This window comes from Terrabacter sp. RAF57, from assembly GCF_052113925.1.
Classification (GTDB): Bacteria; Actinomycetota; Actinomycetes; order Actinomycetales; family Dermatophilaceae; genus Terrabacter.
The window spans coordinates 350,934-367,303 of the sequence record NZ_JBFRDT010000003.1 but is presented as its reverse complement, the minus strand read 5'-3'; the positions used below and the strand labels follow the sequence as shown (position 1 = coordinate 367,303).

General features: G+C 69.9%; 13 protein-coding genes and 1 tRNA gene. 12 read left to right on the top strand and 2 right to left on the bottom strand.

The features are described 5' to 3' along the window. Window positions 1-152 precede the first annotated feature (152 nt). From pyk to AB4Y83_RS06665, 9 genes are all read left to right on the top strand, one after another. Window positions 153-1,610 carry a pyruvate kinase gene (gene pyk / locus AB4Y83_RS06705; protein ID WP_442273643.1) on the top strand — a complete coding sequence of 486 codons (1,458 nt, stop codon included), beginning with the start codon at window positions 153-155 and terminating at the stop codon, window positions 1,608-1,610. Between the two features lie 137 nt (window positions 1,611-1,747). Beyond that, a tRNA-Leu gene (locus AB4Y83_RS06700) sits at window positions 1,748-1,830 on the top strand. Window positions 1,831-1,933: 103 nt separating this feature from the next. Beyond that, entirely contained in the window at window positions 1,934-2,635 is a 702-nt protein-coding gene (locus AB4Y83_RS06695; RefSeq protein ID WP_442296370.1) for an ANTAR domain-containing response regulator, read from the top strand. A gap of 151 nt (window positions 2,636-2,786) precedes the next feature. Continuing rightward, complete coding sequence (locus AB4Y83_RS06690) at window positions 2,787-3,929, top strand: branched-chain amino acid ABC transporter substrate-binding protein (RefSeq protein WP_442273641.1); 1,143 nt, start codon at window positions 2,787-2,789, stop codon at window positions 3,927-3,929. Between the two features lie 112 nt (window positions 3,930-4,041). Next, the gene (locus AB4Y83_RS06685; RefSeq protein WP_442273640.1) at window positions 4,042-5,031 is read left to right on the top strand and encodes a branched-chain amino acid ABC transporter permease; all 990 of its coding nucleotides are present in this window, start codon (window positions 4,042-4,044) and stop codon (window positions 5,029-5,031) included. Beyond that, window positions 5,028-6,176 carry a branched-chain amino acid ABC transporter permease gene (locus AB4Y83_RS06680; protein ID WP_442273639.1) on the top strand — a complete coding sequence of 383 codons (1,149 nt, stop codon included), beginning with the start codon at window positions 5,028-5,030 and terminating at the stop codon, window positions 6,174-6,176. Before AB4Y83_RS06685 ends, AB4Y83_RS06680 begins: the two co-directional genes overlap by 4 nt. After that, window positions 6,169-7,173 carry an ABC transporter ATP-binding protein gene (locus AB4Y83_RS06675; RefSeq protein ID WP_442296369.1) on the top strand — a complete coding sequence of 335 codons (1,005 nt, stop codon included), beginning with the start codon at window positions 6,169-6,171 and terminating at the stop codon, window positions 7,171-7,173. The genes AB4Y83_RS06680 and AB4Y83_RS06675 overlap by 8 nt, the downstream gene beginning before the upstream one ends. Then, a complete protein-coding gene (locus tag AB4Y83_RS06670; protein ID WP_256795171.1) occupies window positions 7,163-7,882 on the top strand; it encodes an ABC transporter ATP-binding protein in 720 nt (239 codons plus the stop codon). Before AB4Y83_RS06675 ends, AB4Y83_RS06670 begins: the two co-directional genes overlap by 11 nt. Before the next feature lie 193 nt (window positions 7,883-8,075). Continuing rightward, window positions 8,076-8,657: a GNAT family N-acetyltransferase gene (locus AB4Y83_RS06665; RefSeq protein ID WP_442296368.1), complete on the top strand. Its 582-nt coding sequence runs from the start codon at window positions 8,076-8,078 to the stop codon at window positions 8,655-8,657. A 29-nt stretch (window positions 8,658-8,686) separates the two neighbouring features. Here AB4Y83_RS06665 and AB4Y83_RS06660 read toward each other — a convergent pair whose 3' ends face one another. Next, entirely contained in the window at window positions 8,687-9,124 is a 438-nt protein-coding gene (locus tag AB4Y83_RS06660; RefSeq protein WP_442273636.1) for a PaaI family thioesterase, read from the bottom strand. A 77-nt stretch (window positions 9,125-9,201) separates the two neighbouring features. On the opposite strand from AB4Y83_RS06660, the gene polA reads away from it, so the two are divergent. The 3 genes from polA (at window position 9,202) to AB4Y83_RS06645 (ending at window position 15,375) form a co-directional block, all read left to right on the top strand. Further along, window positions 9,202-11,877, top strand: a complete 2,676-nt coding sequence (polA, locus tag AB4Y83_RS06655) for a DNA polymerase I (protein ID WP_442296367.1) — start codon at window positions 9,202-9,204, stop codon at window positions 11,875-11,877. 196 nt (window positions 11,878-12,073) lie between these two features. Continuing rightward, complete coding sequence (locus AB4Y83_RS06650) at window positions 12,074-12,688, top strand: hypothetical protein (RefSeq protein WP_442296366.1); 615 nt, start codon at window positions 12,074-12,076, stop codon at window positions 12,686-12,688. Further along, entirely contained in the window at window positions 12,685-15,375 is a 2,691-nt protein-coding gene (locus tag AB4Y83_RS06645; protein WP_442296365.1) for a hypothetical protein, read from the top strand. The genes AB4Y83_RS06650 and AB4Y83_RS06645 overlap by 4 nt, the downstream gene beginning before the upstream one ends. Window positions 15,376-15,463: 88 nt before the next feature. Here the strand turns inward: AB4Y83_RS06645 and AB4Y83_RS06640 are convergent, their stop codons facing one another. Next, window positions 15,464-16,285 (bottom strand): class I SAM-dependent methyltransferase, encoded by an 822-nt coding sequence (locus tag AB4Y83_RS06640; RefSeq protein WP_442273632.1) that lies wholly within the window; start codon window positions 16,283-16,285, stop codon window positions 15,464-15,466. Window positions 16,286-16,370 lie beyond the last annotated feature (85 nt).

Below are 16,370 nucleotides of genomic sequence, written 5' to 3'. Positions count from 1 at the left end.
CCCGGACGTATGCCGTGTCGCCACCTCGGCGACACGGCATACGCTCATGATCACCCTGAGCCACAACGGAGCCCGCGCCGACGACGCCGCGGGGCGTCCCACAGGACGAACCCATGTGGTGACCCACGTCACAGCACCCATAAGGTTGAAGCATGCGTCGCGCCAAGATCGTCTGCACGATCGGACCCAAGACCTCATCGCCCACCCAGCTCCGCGCCCTCGTCGACGCCGGCATGGACGTCGCCCGACTCAACCTCTCCCACGGTGACCACTCCGTGCACGAGCAGGTCTACCGCGACTGCCGCGCCGCGAGCGACGCGTCGGGACGTGCCGTCGGCATCCTCGTCGACCTCCAGGGACCCAAGATCCGCACCGGGCGCTTCTCCGGCGGTCCGGTGACGCTGAGCCCCGGCCAGCGCTTCACCATCACCACCCGCCAGGTCGACGGCGACGACAGCATCGTCGGCACCACCTACGACGGGCTGCCCGGTGACGTGACCCCGGGCGACGTGCTGCTCATCGACGACGGCAAGGTCATGCTGCGCGCGGTCGAGGTCACCGACACCGACGTGCTCACCGAGACGGTCATCGGCGGCCAGGTCAGCAACAACAAGGGCATCAACCTGCCCGGCGTGGCCGTCAGCGTCCCTGCCCTGTCCGACAAGGACCGCGAGGACCTCCGCTTCGCGATGCGCCTCGGCGTCGACATGATCGCGCTGTCCTTCGTGCGCTCGGCCGACGACATCGTCGACGTGCACGCGATCATGGACGAGTTCGGTGAGCGCATCCCGGTCATCGCCAAGATCGAGAAGCCGCAGGCCGTCGACAACCTCGAGGGCATCGTCGCGGCGTTCGACGGCATCATGGTCGCTCGTGGCGACCTCGGCGTCGAGATGCCCCTCGAGGACGTGCCGCTCGTGCAGAAGCGCGCCATCGAGCTGGCCCGCCGCGAGGCCAAGCCGGTCATCGTCGCCACGCAGGTGCTCGAGTCGATGATCGAGAACCCCCGCCCGACCCGCGCCGAGGCCTCCGACGCGGCCAACGCGGTGCTCGACGGCGCCGACGCGCTCATGCTCTCCGGCGAGACGTCCGTCGGCGCCTGGCCGATCGACTCGGTGCGCACCATGGCGCGCATCATCGAGTCCACCGAGGTCCACGGCTACGACAAGATCGCCCGGATGAAGACCAACCCCAAGACGGTCGGGGGTGCCGTCACCAAGGCGGCGGCCGAGATCGGCGAGGTCGTCGGGGCGAAGTTCCTCATCACCTTCACCGAGACCGGCGGCTCGGCGACGCGGATGGCCCGCATCCGCCCGCGGCTGCCCATGCTGGCGTTCACCTCCGACCCCCGCGTCCGCTCGCGCCTCGCGCTCGTCTGGGGCATCGAGACCTACCTCGTGCCGCGGATGTTCCACACCGACCAGTTCGCCATGCAGGTCGACCTCAAGCTCATGCCGGAGGGCCGCATCGCCGAGGGTGACCGCGTCGTCATCGTCGCCGGCTCGCCCCCCGGCATCCCCGGCTCGACGAACGCGCTGCGCGTCCACCGCGTGGGCGACGCGGTCAACCGGGCCGCCCCGGCCTACCGGCCGGAGGAGGTCACGAGCTGAGCTCGTCCGACCCCCGCGATCGAGAGACCACGTGTGCCGCCGGCCCGGCCCGGCGGCACACGTGCGTCCCCGGGGAGGGTCGGCGGCCACCGGCCACGGCTCCCGCGTCGTCACGGGTATGCTGGCGCGGCACTCCGGCCGGGGTGGTGGAATGGCAGACACGGGGCACTCAAAATGCTCTGGCCGCAAGGCCGTGCGGGTTCGAGTCCCGCCCTCGGCACCGTTGGTCGCCCGCGGCCCCCACGTCCGGCCCGGGCCGACCGTGACGTGGGGCCGACGGTCCCGAAACGCGCCGGAAACGTGGCCCCGGCTACGCTTTGCCCGTGAGCACAGACGAGAGCACGACCCCCAGGCCGACCCCCGCCACCGCAGCCGAGGCCTCGGCTGCCCCGGCTGCCCCCGAGGCGACTCCGGCAGCCGAGGACACCGGCAACGCCGCGCCGGTCAGCGGCGCCACCCGCATCCTCGTCGCCGAGGACGAGGCGCTCATCCGTCTCGACCTCGTCGAGATGCTGGGGGAGCAGGGCTACGACGTCGTCGGCCAGGCGAGCAACGGCGAGCAGGCCGTCGAGCTCGCCAAGGAGGTCCGGCCCGACCTCGTCATCATGGACGTCAAGATGCCCGTCCTCGACGGGCTCTCGGCCGCCGAGCAGCTCCACGAGGCCAAGCTGTGCCCCGTCATCATGCTCACCGCCTTCTCGCAGACCGAGCTCGTCGAGCGGGCCCGCGACGCCGGTGTCATGGCCTACATCGTCAAGCCGTTCACGGCCGACGACCTGCGGCCCGCCATCGACATCGCGACGTCGCGCTGGCAGGAGCTCAAGGCCCTCGAGGCCGAGATCGCCGACCTCGGCGAGCGGCTCGAGACGCGCAAGCTCGTCGACCGCGCCAAGGGCGTGCTGATGAGCCAGCTCAAGCTGAGCGAGTCCGACGCGTTCCGCTGGATCCAGAAGACCGCGATGGACCGCCGACTCGGGATGAAGGAGGTCGCCGAGGCCGTCATCAACGGCTTTCCGGCGTCCTGACGCACGCTCGGCCGCACATCGTCCGGCAGCCCGGTCCGAACAGGTCACGACACGGTCACTCATCGCGAGTTTCTCGTGACCCCGGCGCAGGGTGGGGCTTAGTCTCCAGACAGCCCTCGACCGAGGGATGTGTGACATCAGGAGGACACCCGTGCGTTCTACCCTCAAGTTCGCTGTGCCGCTCGCGGTCGCAGCGCTTGCCCTCGGCGCCTGTGGCACCAAGGGTGGCGACACTGCTACACCTGCCGCCAGCGGTGGTGCTGCAGCCTGCGGCAACTACAAGATCGGCATGTTCGGTGCCCTCACCGGCCCGAACGCCAACCTGGGCATCTACATCCAGAACGGCGTGAACCTCGCCCTCGACGACTACAACAAGAAGCACGGTGACTGCAAGGTCACGCTCGAGAACTACGACTCGCAGGGTGACCCGACGCAGGCTCCGGCGCTGGCCAAGAAGGCCATCGACGACAAGAAGGTCGTCGGCATCGTCGGCCCCGCCTTCTCCGGTGAGTCCAAGGCCGCCGACCCGGCGTTCAACGAGGCCGGCCTCGTGACGATCACGCCGTCCGCGACCAACCCTAAGCTCGCTGAGAACGGCTGGAAGACCTTCTTCCGCGCCCTCGGCAACGACGCCACCCAGGGCCCCGCGGCCGCCAAGTACATCAAGGACACCGTCAAGTCGACGAAGACCTTCGTCATCGACGACGCGTCCGAGTACGGCAAGGGCCTGGCCGACATCGTCCGTCAGGACCTCGGCTCGCAGGTCATCGGCAACGACACCATCCAGCAGAAGCAGACCGACTTCAGCGCCTCCGTCACGAAGGTGACGAGCTCCGGCGCCGACGCGCTCTTCTTCGGTGGCTACTCGCCGGAGGCCGCGCCGCTCATCAAGCAGCTGCGCGACGCCGGCTGGAAGGGCACGTTCGTCGTGGCCGACGGTGTCAAGGACCAGTCCTTCATCGACAACGCCAAGGACGCCGCCGAGGGCACCATCATCACCTGCCCGTGCGTCCCCGCCGACGTGGCGCCGGAGTTCCAGGCCGCCTACAAGGCGAAGTACAACGAGGACCCCAACACCTACTCCGGTGAGGGCTACGACTCCGCCACGATCCTGCTCGACGGCATCGCCGCCGGCAAGGACCGCTCGAGCATGGTCGACTTCGTGAAGTCCTACGACAAGAAGGGCGTCACGAAGCAGCTGAAGTTCGACGCCAAGGGCGAGTCGGCCGACATCAAGGTCTTCGCCTACAAGGTCGAGGGCGGCAAGATCGTCGGCACCGGCGAGATCAAGTAGCGCGATCGTCAACGAAGGGGGGCGGTCGGGGCAGTACGCTCCGACCGCCCCTCCGTTCGGTTGACGCGCGAGCTCTGGTCCCGTCCACCGCACCCGGCCCAGGAGGTCTTGGATGCAGAACCTGATCGACAACTTCTTCGCGTACACCATCACGGGCCTGACGATCGGCGCCGTGTACGCGCTCGTCGCGCTCGGCTACACGCTCGTCTACGGCGTCCTGCGCCTCATCAACTTCGCCCACTCCGAGGTGTTCATGTACGGCACCTTCGCAGCGCTGTGGGTGGTCATGCTCCTCGGCGGCCGTCCCGGGGCGGGCGTCGGACAGGTCGTCTTCTGGGTGGCGATGATGTTCGTCGCGGCCATGGCGATGTCAGGGTTCATCGCCGTGCTGCTCGAGCGAGTGGCCTACCGACCGCTCCGCAAACGCAACGCACCACCGCTCATCGCGCTCATCTCGGCCATCGGCGCCTCGTTCGTCCTCGCCGAGATCATGGGTCTGCGCAGCCGGATCACCGGCTGGGTGGGTCTCGACGACAACCTGCGTGACTACGTCCGCAACTCGCGCAACAACGCCGGTATGCCGACGATCATCGCGCCCCAGCCGATCTTCACGGTCGGGGGCTACCACGTCACGAACGTCGACGTCTTCGTCATCGTCGGAGCCATCGTCATCATGATCATCCTCGACCAGTTCGTGAAGCGCTCGCGCCTCGGTCGTGGCATCCGCGCCGTGGCGATGGACCCCGAGTCCGCCGCCCTCATGGGTGTCAACCGCGACCGCGTCATCCAGGTGACGTTCCTCGTCGGTGGCCTCATGGCCGGTGCGGCTGCCGTCTTCTACATGCTGAAGATCGGCATCACCCGCTACGACGCCGGCTTCATCCTCGGCGTCAAGGCGTTCACCGCCGCCGTCCTCGGTGGCATCGGCAACCTGCGCGGCGCGCTGCTCGGTGGTTTCATCCTCGGGCTGGCGGAGAACTACGGCTCCGCCGTCGTCGGCTCGCAGTGGAAGGACGTGGTGGCGTTCGTGCTCCTCATCCTCATCCTGCTCTTCCGACCCACCGGCCTGCTCGGTGAGTCCCTCGGAAAGGCGCGCGCATGAGCACCACGACGTCCGCCCCGGCGGCCCCCAAGAAGTCCTCCCCGGGGTTCAGGCAGCGGGTCGACAACCTGCCGAAGGCCGTCAAGATCGCCCTCTGGGTGGTCTTCGCGATCTTCCTGTTCCTCCTCCCGCTGCTCAACATCCCGTTCATCACGACGGAGGGCTCCGACTTCGGTGGTGTCCTCTTCACCGTCGCGACGTACGTCCTCGTCGCCCTCGGCCTCAACATCGTCGTCGGCTACGCCGGACTGCTCGACCTCGGCTACGTCGGGTTCTATGCGATCGGCGCCTACACGATCGGCGTCCTGACCTCGGAGCACGCCCACATGTCGTGGGTCGTCGTCGTCCCGATCGCGATCGTCGTCGCCATGATCTCCGGCATCATCCTCGGTGCCCCGACCCTGCGCGTGCGCGGCGACTACCTCGCCATCGTGACGCTCGGCTTCGGCGAGATCGTGCGTCTGACACTCGTCAACTCGGAGTGGCTCGGTGGTGCGCAGGGCATCTCCGACATCCCCAAGCCGCCCGGCTTCGAGCTGTTCGAGGTCCCGAGCATCGACTGGAGCAGCGGAGCCCCGGTCGTCGACCTCGACACGACCTCGACCTTCCTCAAGTTCGGCATCAACGACTTCGTGCCCTACTACTGGCTCGCCCTCGGTGTCATCTCGCTCGTCCTGCTCTTCGACATCCTCGTCAAGAGCAGCCGGGTGGGTCGAGCCTGGGAGGCGACGCGTGAGGACGAGGACGCCGCCGAGCTGATGGGCGTGCCGACCTTCCGGTTCAAGCTGCTCGCCTTCGCGCTCGGCGCGGCCATCGGTGGCCTCTCGGGTGCGCTCTTCGCGACCAAGGCGGGCTTCATCTCGCCCGACAGTTTCCAGCTGTTGCTCTCGATCCTGTTCCTGGCGGCGGTCGTCGTCGGTGGCGCCGGCAACCGCTGGGGTGTCATCGTCGGTGCGATCGTGGTCAGCTACTTCCCGGAGCGCTTCCGTGAGTTCGCGGACTTCCGCGTGCTCGTCTTCGGTCTCGCGCTCATGCTGCTCGCGATCTTCCGTCCGCAGGGTCTGCTGCCCCCGCGGCGCACGGTCCGTGCCAAGCGGGCGGACGACAGACAGGCCGTCCTCGAGGAAGGAGAAGCCAGTGTCTGATCCCACTCAGCCCACCACCGGCGACGACCCGACCGCACCCGCGGGCACGCCCAGCCCCGCCGGCCCGGCCGGCCCCGCCGGCACGAGTGCCGGCACGAGCTCTGGTCGAGTCGAACCGACGGGCGAGCGCACGCTCGCCGACCCGGCAGACGAGGTCACCGAGATCAACCCCGACGTCGACATCGCGCCCGAGGACATCGGTGTTCCCGTCGTGTCCGAGGGCGAGCGACTGCTCGAGGTCGACGAGGTCACCCTCCGCTTCGGCGGCGTCGTGGCCCTCAACGAGGTGAGCTTCCACATCAACAAGGGCGAGATCCTCGGTCTCATCGGCCCCAACGGTGCCGGCAAGACGACGTGCTTCAACGTCATGACCGGCGTCTACCAGCCCACCTCGGGTGGCGTCCGCTACCTCGGCAAGCCGCTGGGCAAGCGCAAGAAGTTCCAGATCACGAAGCTGGGCATCGCGCGCACGTTCCAGAACATCCGTCTGTTCGCCAACATGACGGCGCTCGAGAACGTCCTCGTCGGGGTCGACGCGCACCACTCGACCGGTGTCGTCTCGGCGATGTTCCGGCTGCCGAAGCACCGCAGGGAGGAGGCGCAGGGCTATGCCCGCGCCATCGAGCTGCTGACCTTCATGGGGCTCGACGGCAAGGCCGACGAGCTGGCCCGCAACCTCCCGTACGGTGACCAGCGTCGCCTCGAGATCGCGCGTGCCCTGGCCACGAGCCCGCAGCTGCTGTGCCTCGACGAGCCGGCGGCGGGCTTCAACCCGGCCGAGAAGGCCAAGCTCATGGAGCTGATCCGCACGATCCGCGACCAGGGCTACACGGTCCTGCTCATCGAGCACGACATGAAGCTCGTCATGGGCGTGACCGACCGGATCGTCGTGCTCGAGTTCGGCCGCAAGATCGCCGAGGGCTCGCCCGCGGAGATCCGCGACAACCCCGCGGTCATCGCCGCCTACCTGGGAGTTGATGAGGAAGATGCTTCTTGAGGTGAAGGGCCTGTGCGTCAACTACGGGCGCATCGAGGCCATCCGCGACATCAGCTTCACGGTCGAGGAGGGTGAGATCGTCACCCTCATCGGGGCCAACGGCGCCGGCAAGACGACGACGATGAAGACGGTTTCCGGGCTGCGCCCGGTGCGCGCCGGCTCGGTCGTCTTCGACGGCAAGGACATCACGCACATGCCGTCGCACGAGCGGCCGGTCCTCGGCATCTCGCAGTCGCCCGAGGGCCGTGGGTGCTTCGTCGGCATGACCGTCATGGAGAACCTCGAGATGGGCACGTACGCCCGTCCGGACCGCAAGAGCAAGGCCGTCAAGGACGACCTCGAGCGCGTCTTCGAGCTCTTCCCGCGGCTCAAGGAGCGCAGCAACCAGGCTGCCGGCTCGATGTCGGGTGGCGAGCAGCAGATGCTGGCCATGGGCCGGGCGCTCATGGCCAAGCCGAAGCTGCTGCTCCTCGACGAGCCGTCGATGGGCCTCGCGCCCAAGCTGATCAAGCAGATCTTCGACATCGTGACGGAGATCAACAGCCAGGGCACCACGGTGCTGCTCGTCGAGCAGAACGCCGCGCAGGCGCTCAAGCGGTCGCACCGTGCCTACATCCTCGAGACGGGCGAGATCGTCCGCGAGGGCACGGGCAAGGACCTCGCGGACGACCCGGCCGTCAAGGCCGCCTACCTCGGCGGCGACGTCTAGGGGGAGCCTCCCGGCGACGGTCGGCACGGCGTTCCGCGGAGGGAGCGCCGGCTACGGAATCCGAAGGCGGGGCGTCACGACCACGGTCGTGGCACCCCGTCCGCTTGCTGTGCACCTTCGCGTTGCTCTTCCGCCGCGACCTCGTTGGTCGTAGTGTCTGCCGGGTGACCTCGGGGCAGGAACGGGAGGGATGATGGGTCGAGCACTGGTCTCGGTGCAGCGGGTCGACGAAGGCCTGCACTCGCAGTTCATCGAGCTGTGGATCACGCACCGGATCGAGGGTGGCACCACCCCGGAAGCGGCCCAGCGGCTGGCGCTCGACGGAACCCTGCGAAATGCCTTGCAGCGCAATGACATCTGCGCCTTCGTGGCGTTCGTCGACGGACGCCCCGCCGGCTACGTCGTCCTCGCCGACTCGACGCGGAGCCTCCTCGTCGACTCTCCGTGCGTCTCGATCGACATGCTCTTCGTCCACCCCGACTTCCGCCGTCAGGGCGTCGGACGGTCGCTGCTCACGGCCGCGGGCCGCTACGCCGACCGCCAGGGCTGCGAGCACCTGGCCAGCTCGGTGCCGGCGGGGGACCGCGAGGCCAACCGCTTCTTCGCCCGGCTCGGGTTCGCGCCCGAGACCGTGCGACGCGTCGCGACCTCCGCGACGATGCAGCGCAAGCTGGCCGGGGAGCCGCGGCCCCAGCGGGTCTCGCTCGACCTGCTCCAGCGCCGTCGTGACCTGCGCGCGCGGGCGCCGCGGCACGACCCGAAGATCGCCGGCTGAGCCCTTTCCCGGGGCGGACGCGCCGGGCCTCAGGCCCCCGGCGCCGCGTCGCGCAGCAGGCAGGTGATGCGCGACGTGCAGATGCGCTTGCCCTCCTCGTCGGTGACGACGACGTCGTAGCTGACGAGGGTGCGGCCGGCGCTCAGCAGCGTCGCCGTCCCCGTCACGATGCCCGAGCGCGCGGCCCGGTGGTGCGTCGCGTTGATGTCGAGCCCGACGGCCACGCGGCCCGGGCCGGCGTGGATCTGTGCGCCGATGGAACCGAGTGTCTCGGCCAGCACGACGCTGGCGCCGCCGTGGAGCAGCCCGTACGGCTGGGTGTTGCCGGCGACGGGCATCGTCGCGACGAGGCGCTCGGGGGAGACCTCGGTCATCTCGATGTTCATCCGCTCGATGAGGGTCCCCTCGGCCATCGACCGCATGTCGTCGAGGGTCTGGCCGGGCGCCTGCGTCGAAGAGTCAGTCATGCCGGGATCGTATGCCGCCCTCCCGCGCACCCGGTGCCCCGGCTCACCCCGTCGGTGGCCGCCACTAGGGTTGCCGTGTGAGCCGACTTCTCCTCCTCGACGGACACTCGCTGGCCTACCGCGCGTTCTTCGCGCTCCCCGCGGAGAACTTCTCGACGAGCACGGGGCAGCACACGAACGCCGTCTACGGCTTCACCTCGATGCTCATCAACATGCTGCGCGACGAGGAGCCGACGCACGTCGTCGTGGCTTTCGACAAGGCCCGCCAGTCGTTCCGCACCGACGAGTACGCCGAGTACAAGGCGGGCCGTGCGCGCACGCCCGACGAGTTCCAGGGCCAGATCCCGCTCGTGAAGGAGATCCTCGACGCGCTCCGCATCCGCTACGTCGAGCTCGACGGCTACGAGGCCGACGACATCATCGCGACGTTCGCGACGCAGGCCGAGGCCCAGGACATCGACGTCCTCATCTGCTCGGGCGACCGCGACACCTTCCAGCTCGTCTCCGACAAGGTGACGATCCTCTACCCGATCCGCGGCGTGTCCGAGGTGTCGCGGATGGGCCCGGCCCAGGTCGAGGAGAAGTACGGCGTCCCCCCGACCCGCTACAGCGACCTCGCCGCCATGGTCGGCGAGACCTCCGACAACCTCCCGGGCGTGCCCGGTGTCGGCCCCAAGACCGCGGCGAAGTGGATCACCCAGTACGGCGACCTCGACGGCATCGTCGCGAGCATCGACAAGATCCCGGGCAAGGCGGGGCAGTCGCTGCGCGACCACCTCGACCAGGTCCTGCGCAACCGCCGGCTCAACCAGCTCGTCAAGGACAGCCCCGTCGGGGTCGGCGTCGAGGACCTCCAGCGCTCCCAGTGGAGCCGCGAGGACGTGCACACGGTCTTCGACGGCCTCGAGTTCCGCGTGCTGCGCGACCGCCTCTTCGCCACCGTCGAGGCCGCGGCCCCCGAGGCCGAGGAGGGTTTCGACGTCGACGGTGAGGTCGTCGCGCCCGAGGCCGTGCCGGCCTGGGTGGCCGCGCACCTCGCGACCGACCAGCGCGCAGGGCTCTCCGTGGCCGGCACGTGGGCCCGGGGGACCGGAGACGCGAGCGGCGTCGCGGTGGCCGCGCCCGACGGCAGCGCCGCATGGATCGACCTGCAGACCCTGACCCCCGAGGGAGAGGCCGCCMTCGGCGGCTGGCTCGAGGACGCGGCCCGACCCAAGGCCATGCACGACGCCAAGGGGCCGATCGAGGCGCTCGGCGCCCGCGGTTGGACGCTCGGCGGGCTGACGAGCGACACCCAGCTCGCGGCATACCTCGTCAAGCCCGACCAGCGCACCTACCACCTCGACGACCTCGTGCTGCGCAACCTGCACCGTGAGCTGAGCGGTGCCGCGCCGACCGACGGCCAGGGCATGCTCGACTTCGGCGGTGACGCCGACGAGGTGGCCGCCCAGAAGGAGATGGTGCGCGCGACCGCCGTGCGCGACCTCGCCGAGGTCCTCGACGAGCAGGTCGCCGCCACCGGGGGCGAGCAGCTGCTCGCCGAGGTGGAGATCCCGCTCGTCGGGGTGCTCGCCGGCATGGAGCGCACCGGCATCGCCGTCGACGTGGCCGGGCTCGAGTCCCTCGAGGGCGACTTCGCCGCCAAGGTCACCCAGGCGCAGGAGGACGCGTGGGACGCCATCGAGCGCCGTGACGTCAACCTCGGGTCGCCGAAGCAGCTGCAGGAGGTCCTCTTCGGCCAGCTCAACCTGCCCAAGACGAAGAAGACGAAGACCGGGTGGACGACCGACGCCGATGCGCTGTCCGACCTCTACGCCAAGACCGAGCACCCGTTCCTCGAGGCGCTGCTGCGCCACCGCGACTCCGCTCGCCTGCGGGTCACGGTCGAGGGCCTCCAGAAGTCGGTGGCCGACGACGGGCGCATCCACACGACGTACCTGCAGACCATCGCCGCCACGGGGCGGCTCAGCTCGACCGAGCCCAACCTCCAGAACGTCCCGATCCGCACCGAGGAGGGGCGGCGCATCCGCGAGCTCTTCGTCGTCGGTGAGGGCTACGAGGCGCTCATGTCGGCCGACTACTCCCAGATCGAGATGCGCGTCATGGCTCACCTCTCCGGCGACGAGGGCCTCATCGAGGCCTTCCGCACCGGCGAGGACCTCCACAACTTCGTCGGCTCCAAGGTGTTCGGGGTCGAGCCCGACGACGTCACGTCGGCCATGCGCTCCAAGGTCAAGGCCATGTCCTACGGCCTCGCCTACGGCCTGTCGGCCTTCGGGCTGTCCAAGCAGCTGACCATCAGCACCGAGGAGGCCCGCGGCCTCATGGACGGCTACTTCGAGCGGTTCGGCGGCGTCAGCGACTACCTCAAGGAGGTCGTCGCCGAGGCGCGGGGGACCGGCTACACCGCGACGATGTTCGGCCGCCGGCGCTACCTGCCCGACCTGACGTCCGACAACCGCCAGCGCCGCGAGATGGCCGAGCGGATGGCCCTCAACGCCCCGATCCAGGGCTCGGCCGCCGACATCATGAAGGTCGCCATGATCGGGGTCGACCGTGCGCTCACCGACGCGGGCGCGACGTCGCGGGTGCTGCTCCAGGTGCACGACGAGCTCGTCCTCGAGGTCGCCGCGGGCGAGCGTGACGACGTCGAGAAGCTCGTGCGTCACGAGATGGGTCACGCCGCCGAGCTCGACGTGCCGCTCGACGTCAACGTCGGCGTCGGTCACTCCTGGCACGACGCGGCCCACTGACCGCCCGCGGGCCGGGCAGGCGTCGTCCGCCGGGACTCGGGGACGTGTACCCACTGGGCGGTGTCCGTTAGGTCACGTTCTGGCAACGGCGACGTGGTGTCCACCACTTGACACGCCACGGACTCCGCCGCACCTGCATACTGCTCGGTAACTTGCACCCGTCATCGGAGACGGGTGCTTTTACTGTGAGGTGGACATGGTCAGAAGCCTGGTCACAGGTCTGTGTCTCGCCGTTTTTGCGGCGGTCATCATCGGACTGAGCAACCTGCTCGGTCTCGACCTCGAGCACGTCGCCCTTCTCGGCGCAGCTCTCGGCGGTGTTCTCGGGCTCGTCCCGCACCGTCCAGCCTGGGGCAAGGTGGCGGGTTTCCTCGCCGGCTTCCTCCTGGCCTGGCTCGGCTTCGCGCTGCGTGCCGCCGTCCTCCCGGACTCGTCCGCGGGGCGGGCCGTCGCGGCCTTCGTCGTCGTGGCGCTCATCGCCGTCGTCGCCGCTGTGAGCGGTGGCCGTCTCCCGCTGTGGAGCGGGCTGCTCGGGGCCGCCTCGATCGTCGGCGCCTACGAGTCGGTCTACACCAACGCACCCTCGCAGTTCCTCACCGAGTCGCCCGCGGCTGCCACGACGGTGCTCCTCGCCGTGGGCCTGGGCTATCTCGCCACGAACCTGCTTGCAGCACAGTCGGAACCGCACGCGTCTGCGCGGCCGCGTCCGGCCGTCGATGCGAGGCGTACGGAGCGGGCCCAGCGCGACCAGCGCGACGACTCCTCCAGCACCACAGACCTCGATGACCTCGTGACGGGAGCAGCACAGTGAGCAAGCGGACCCTCGCCACCATCGTCGCCGGCCTGGCGACCATGCCCACCCTGCTGCTGCTGGCAGCGTCGCCGGCGGCTGCCGCCGGGGACGGCTCGGTCCAGGTCTCCAACACCGAGACGGTGCAGGCCTACCTCGACGCGACGGGCAAGGTGGACGTCGCCCGCGTCTACGAGCAGGTGGCCATGAAGGGCCGCGGCACCGTCGACCTGCAGAACCCCATCGAGACCCAGGGCCTGCGCAACCTCGACGGCTTCAGCGGGTTCGACGTCAAGGACGGCGTCATGGTCGGCAGCTACGACGTCGACGGCGAGCAGCAGCTGCGGACCGTCAGCGACTTCACGAGGAAGCTGCCCCTAGAGGTCCAGGCGATGTACACCCTGGACGGGCAGCCGGTCCAGCCCGGTGACCTCCTCGGCCGCAGCGGCCGTCTCGAGGTGCGCTACACGGTCAAGAACGTCACGGGCTCCTCCCAGGTCGTCACCTTCGACGACGGGACGGGCAAGCAGGCGTCGGCCACGGAGGACGTCGTCATCCCCATGGTGGGCTCGCTCACCACGACGCTGCCGGGCACCTTCACGAACGTCAGCTCGAAGGAGGCCAACCTCGCCGGTGACGGCCGTGGCGGCACGAAGCTCACGTTCACGATGACCTTGTTCGGACCCATCGGGACCCCGACCGCGACGTTCGGCTACGCCGCCGACATCGTCGACGGGACGCTGCCCAAGGCCTCCGTCTCGGCCCTACCGGTCAGCCCTCTCGACAGCCCGTCCTTCAAGGGAGGCGCCGAGAGCTACAAGGGCGGTGCGGCCACGGGTGCCACCCTGACCGCCGGTGCCACCGAGATCGACGCGAACCTCCTCAAGCTGCGCGACGGCGCGGGCACGCTCCTCGCGGGGCTGATCCAGCTGCGCGATGGTGCCAAGAAGCTCGACGCGGGGATGGGCGCACAGGCGCTGCCCGGCTCGCGCGAGCTCGCCACAGGCGCGGGCCAGCTCAAGGACGGCACGTCCAAGCTGCGCTCGGGAGCGGGCGACGCGAAGGCAGGCTCGGCCAAGCTGGCCGACGGGGCGACCCAGGTCGCGGACGGCAACCAGCAGCTTGACGCGGGCGCGCAGAAGCTGAGCGGTGGCGCCTCCCAGGTGGACGACGGAGCCGGTCAGGTTGCCGGTGGTCTGCACCTCGTCGGCGAGAACGCGCCGGCCCTGCTGGATGGCCTCGCGCAGGTGGCCGACGGTCTCGACCAGGTCGATGCCGGCCTCACCCAGCTCTACGACGGCGTCGGCGGGCTGCCGGACCAGGCGAAGCCGCTGCACGCGGGCATCGCGAAGCTGCGCGCCGGGCTGGGTGACAAGGGCCGGACCGGAACCCTCATCGACGGTGTCGACCAGATCCGCGGTGGCTTGGCCGAGGCCACCAAGGACGGCGGGAGCCTCGACCAGCTCAAGGGCGGGGTCGACCAGTCCAAGGGTGGGGTCGACCAGTCCAAGGGTGGGGTCGACCAGTCCAAGGGCGGGGTCGACCAGGTCCGAGCCGGCCTCCAGGACGCCCTGAAGCCGGGCGGCGGCATCGACCAGCTGGACGGTGGAGTGGCGATTGCCAAGACCACCGACTGTGGCGCGGTGTGCAAGGAGATCCTCGGCCAGGTGCAGGCAGGAATCGGAGACCTTCGGACGAAGACGACGGCCGCGTCCGGCGGGCTCGGCTCGGTATCGGACGGTCTGGGTCAGGTCTCCGGTGGCCTCGGTCAGGTGTCGACGGGCCTCGGCCAGGTGTCGGGTGGTCTGGGTCTGCTCAAGGGCAAGCTGAGCGACGCGGCCCTCGGTCTCGCGAAGGTCGAGTGCGGCCTGAGCAGCACGACGCTCAAGGGGATCTGTGACCCCAAGGTGCCCGGCCTGCTCGAGGGCGTCGACCTCGTCGACGCCGGCGTGTCGACGCTCGTCGACGGGGTGGTCACCAAGATCCAGGGCGGCATCGGCAGCCCGACCGACACGGCCAAGAACAAGACGCTGCGTGGGGGTGTCAACGACCTCCAGTACGGCGTGGACCTCCTCGGTCTCGGTGGCCTCGACCTGCTCGATGCCATCGACCAGCTCACGGTCGGGGCCGACCAGGTGCACGGGGGCACGTCCCAGGTGGCCCAGGGTGCGAAGGACCTCGGCGCGGGCGCCTCGAAGCTCGCCGACGGATCGAGCCAGGTCGCCACGGGTGCGGGCCAGCTCGATGCCGGCGTCGGCAAGCTCGCGGACGGCGCGGGGCAGCTCGACGACGGTGCGGGCAAGCTCAGCGACGGTGCCGGCCAGCTCTCCGACGGTCTCGCCGACGCGGCGGACGGAACTAGCCAGCTCGCGGCCGGTCTGACCGACGCGGCGGCCGGTGCGCCCCAGCTCAAGGACGGCGCGCAGCGTCTCTCCGACGAGGGCACGAAGAAGCTCGTCGCTGCCGGCAAGGCCACGGCCGCCGACTACGGCGAGAAGTACGCCCTCATCGAGGTCGGTGCCCAGCGCGCCAAGGCCGAGGGGATGGCCTACGGCGCGCCCACAGGCGCCATGGGCGCCACGGCGTACTCGTATGAGCTCGCCGGTGTCGACGGGCAGGGCTCGGCGAACCTGGGTCGGGCCGCTGGCGCGGCCGCTGTGTTCGGTCTCGCCGGTGGCCCGGTTCTGCTGCGCCGCCGCTTCCTCTGACGGCACAGTGTGACAGCGGCGGCCACGGATCCCTCGGGTCCGTGGCCGTCGTCGTGCGTCGCGGCGCCGTCGTCGCGGGCCGAAGCCGTCAGGCAGGCTTGCGGCAGATGAAGATCGCCGTGCCGGGGATGACGCGTCCGCGCAGGGGAGACCATCCGCCCCACGGCTCCTCGTGGCCCTCCGGCCACTCGGGCTCGACGAGGTCGACGAGGACGAGCCCGGCGGCCGTGACCTCCCGCACCCGGTCGCCCACCGTGCGGTGGTGCTCGACGTAGGTCGCGTGGCCCTCGTCGTCCTGCTCGACGTAGGGCGTGCGGTCGAAGTAGGAGTGGCGCGCCGTCAGCCCGGCCGGCCCCGGGTCGTCGGGGAAGGCCCACCGCACCGGGTGGGTCGTCGAGAAGACGAAGCGCCCACCGGGGTGCAGCACGCGGGCGGCCTCCGCCATGACGACGTCGGAGTCCGCGACGAAGGGCACGACGCCGTATGCCGTGAAGACGGTGTCGAAGGACGCGTCGGCGAAGGGGAGGGCGCGTCCGTCGCACTGGGCGAACGGCACGCGGGTGACCGCGTCGGGGCTGTCGCCGAGCGCCGCGTTGACGGCCACGCCGGTCGCGACCATGCCGGCCGACAGGTCGGTGGCCACGACGGTCGCGCCGTGGGCCGCGAGCCAGCGGGAGCACTGCCCCGAGCCGGCGCCGATCTCGAGCACGACCTGGCCGGCCGGGTCGCCGAGCAGCCGCGCCTCCTCCTCGCGCAACCGCTCCGGCCCCCAGACGAAGTCCGTGTCGCCGAGGAACGACCCGTGCTCGACGTAGTACGACGCCGCCTCGCCGTCCCACCACGTGCGGTTCGCGGCGGCCGTCTCGTCCGGGGGAGCGGGACGACGGGTGGCCTCGGTGGGTGTGCTCACGGCATACGTGCTCTCTTTTGACCGGCTGGTGACAGCGCGGATAGGATTGCCGAGCACATCCGTGTGCGCACGATCAATGTTGCAC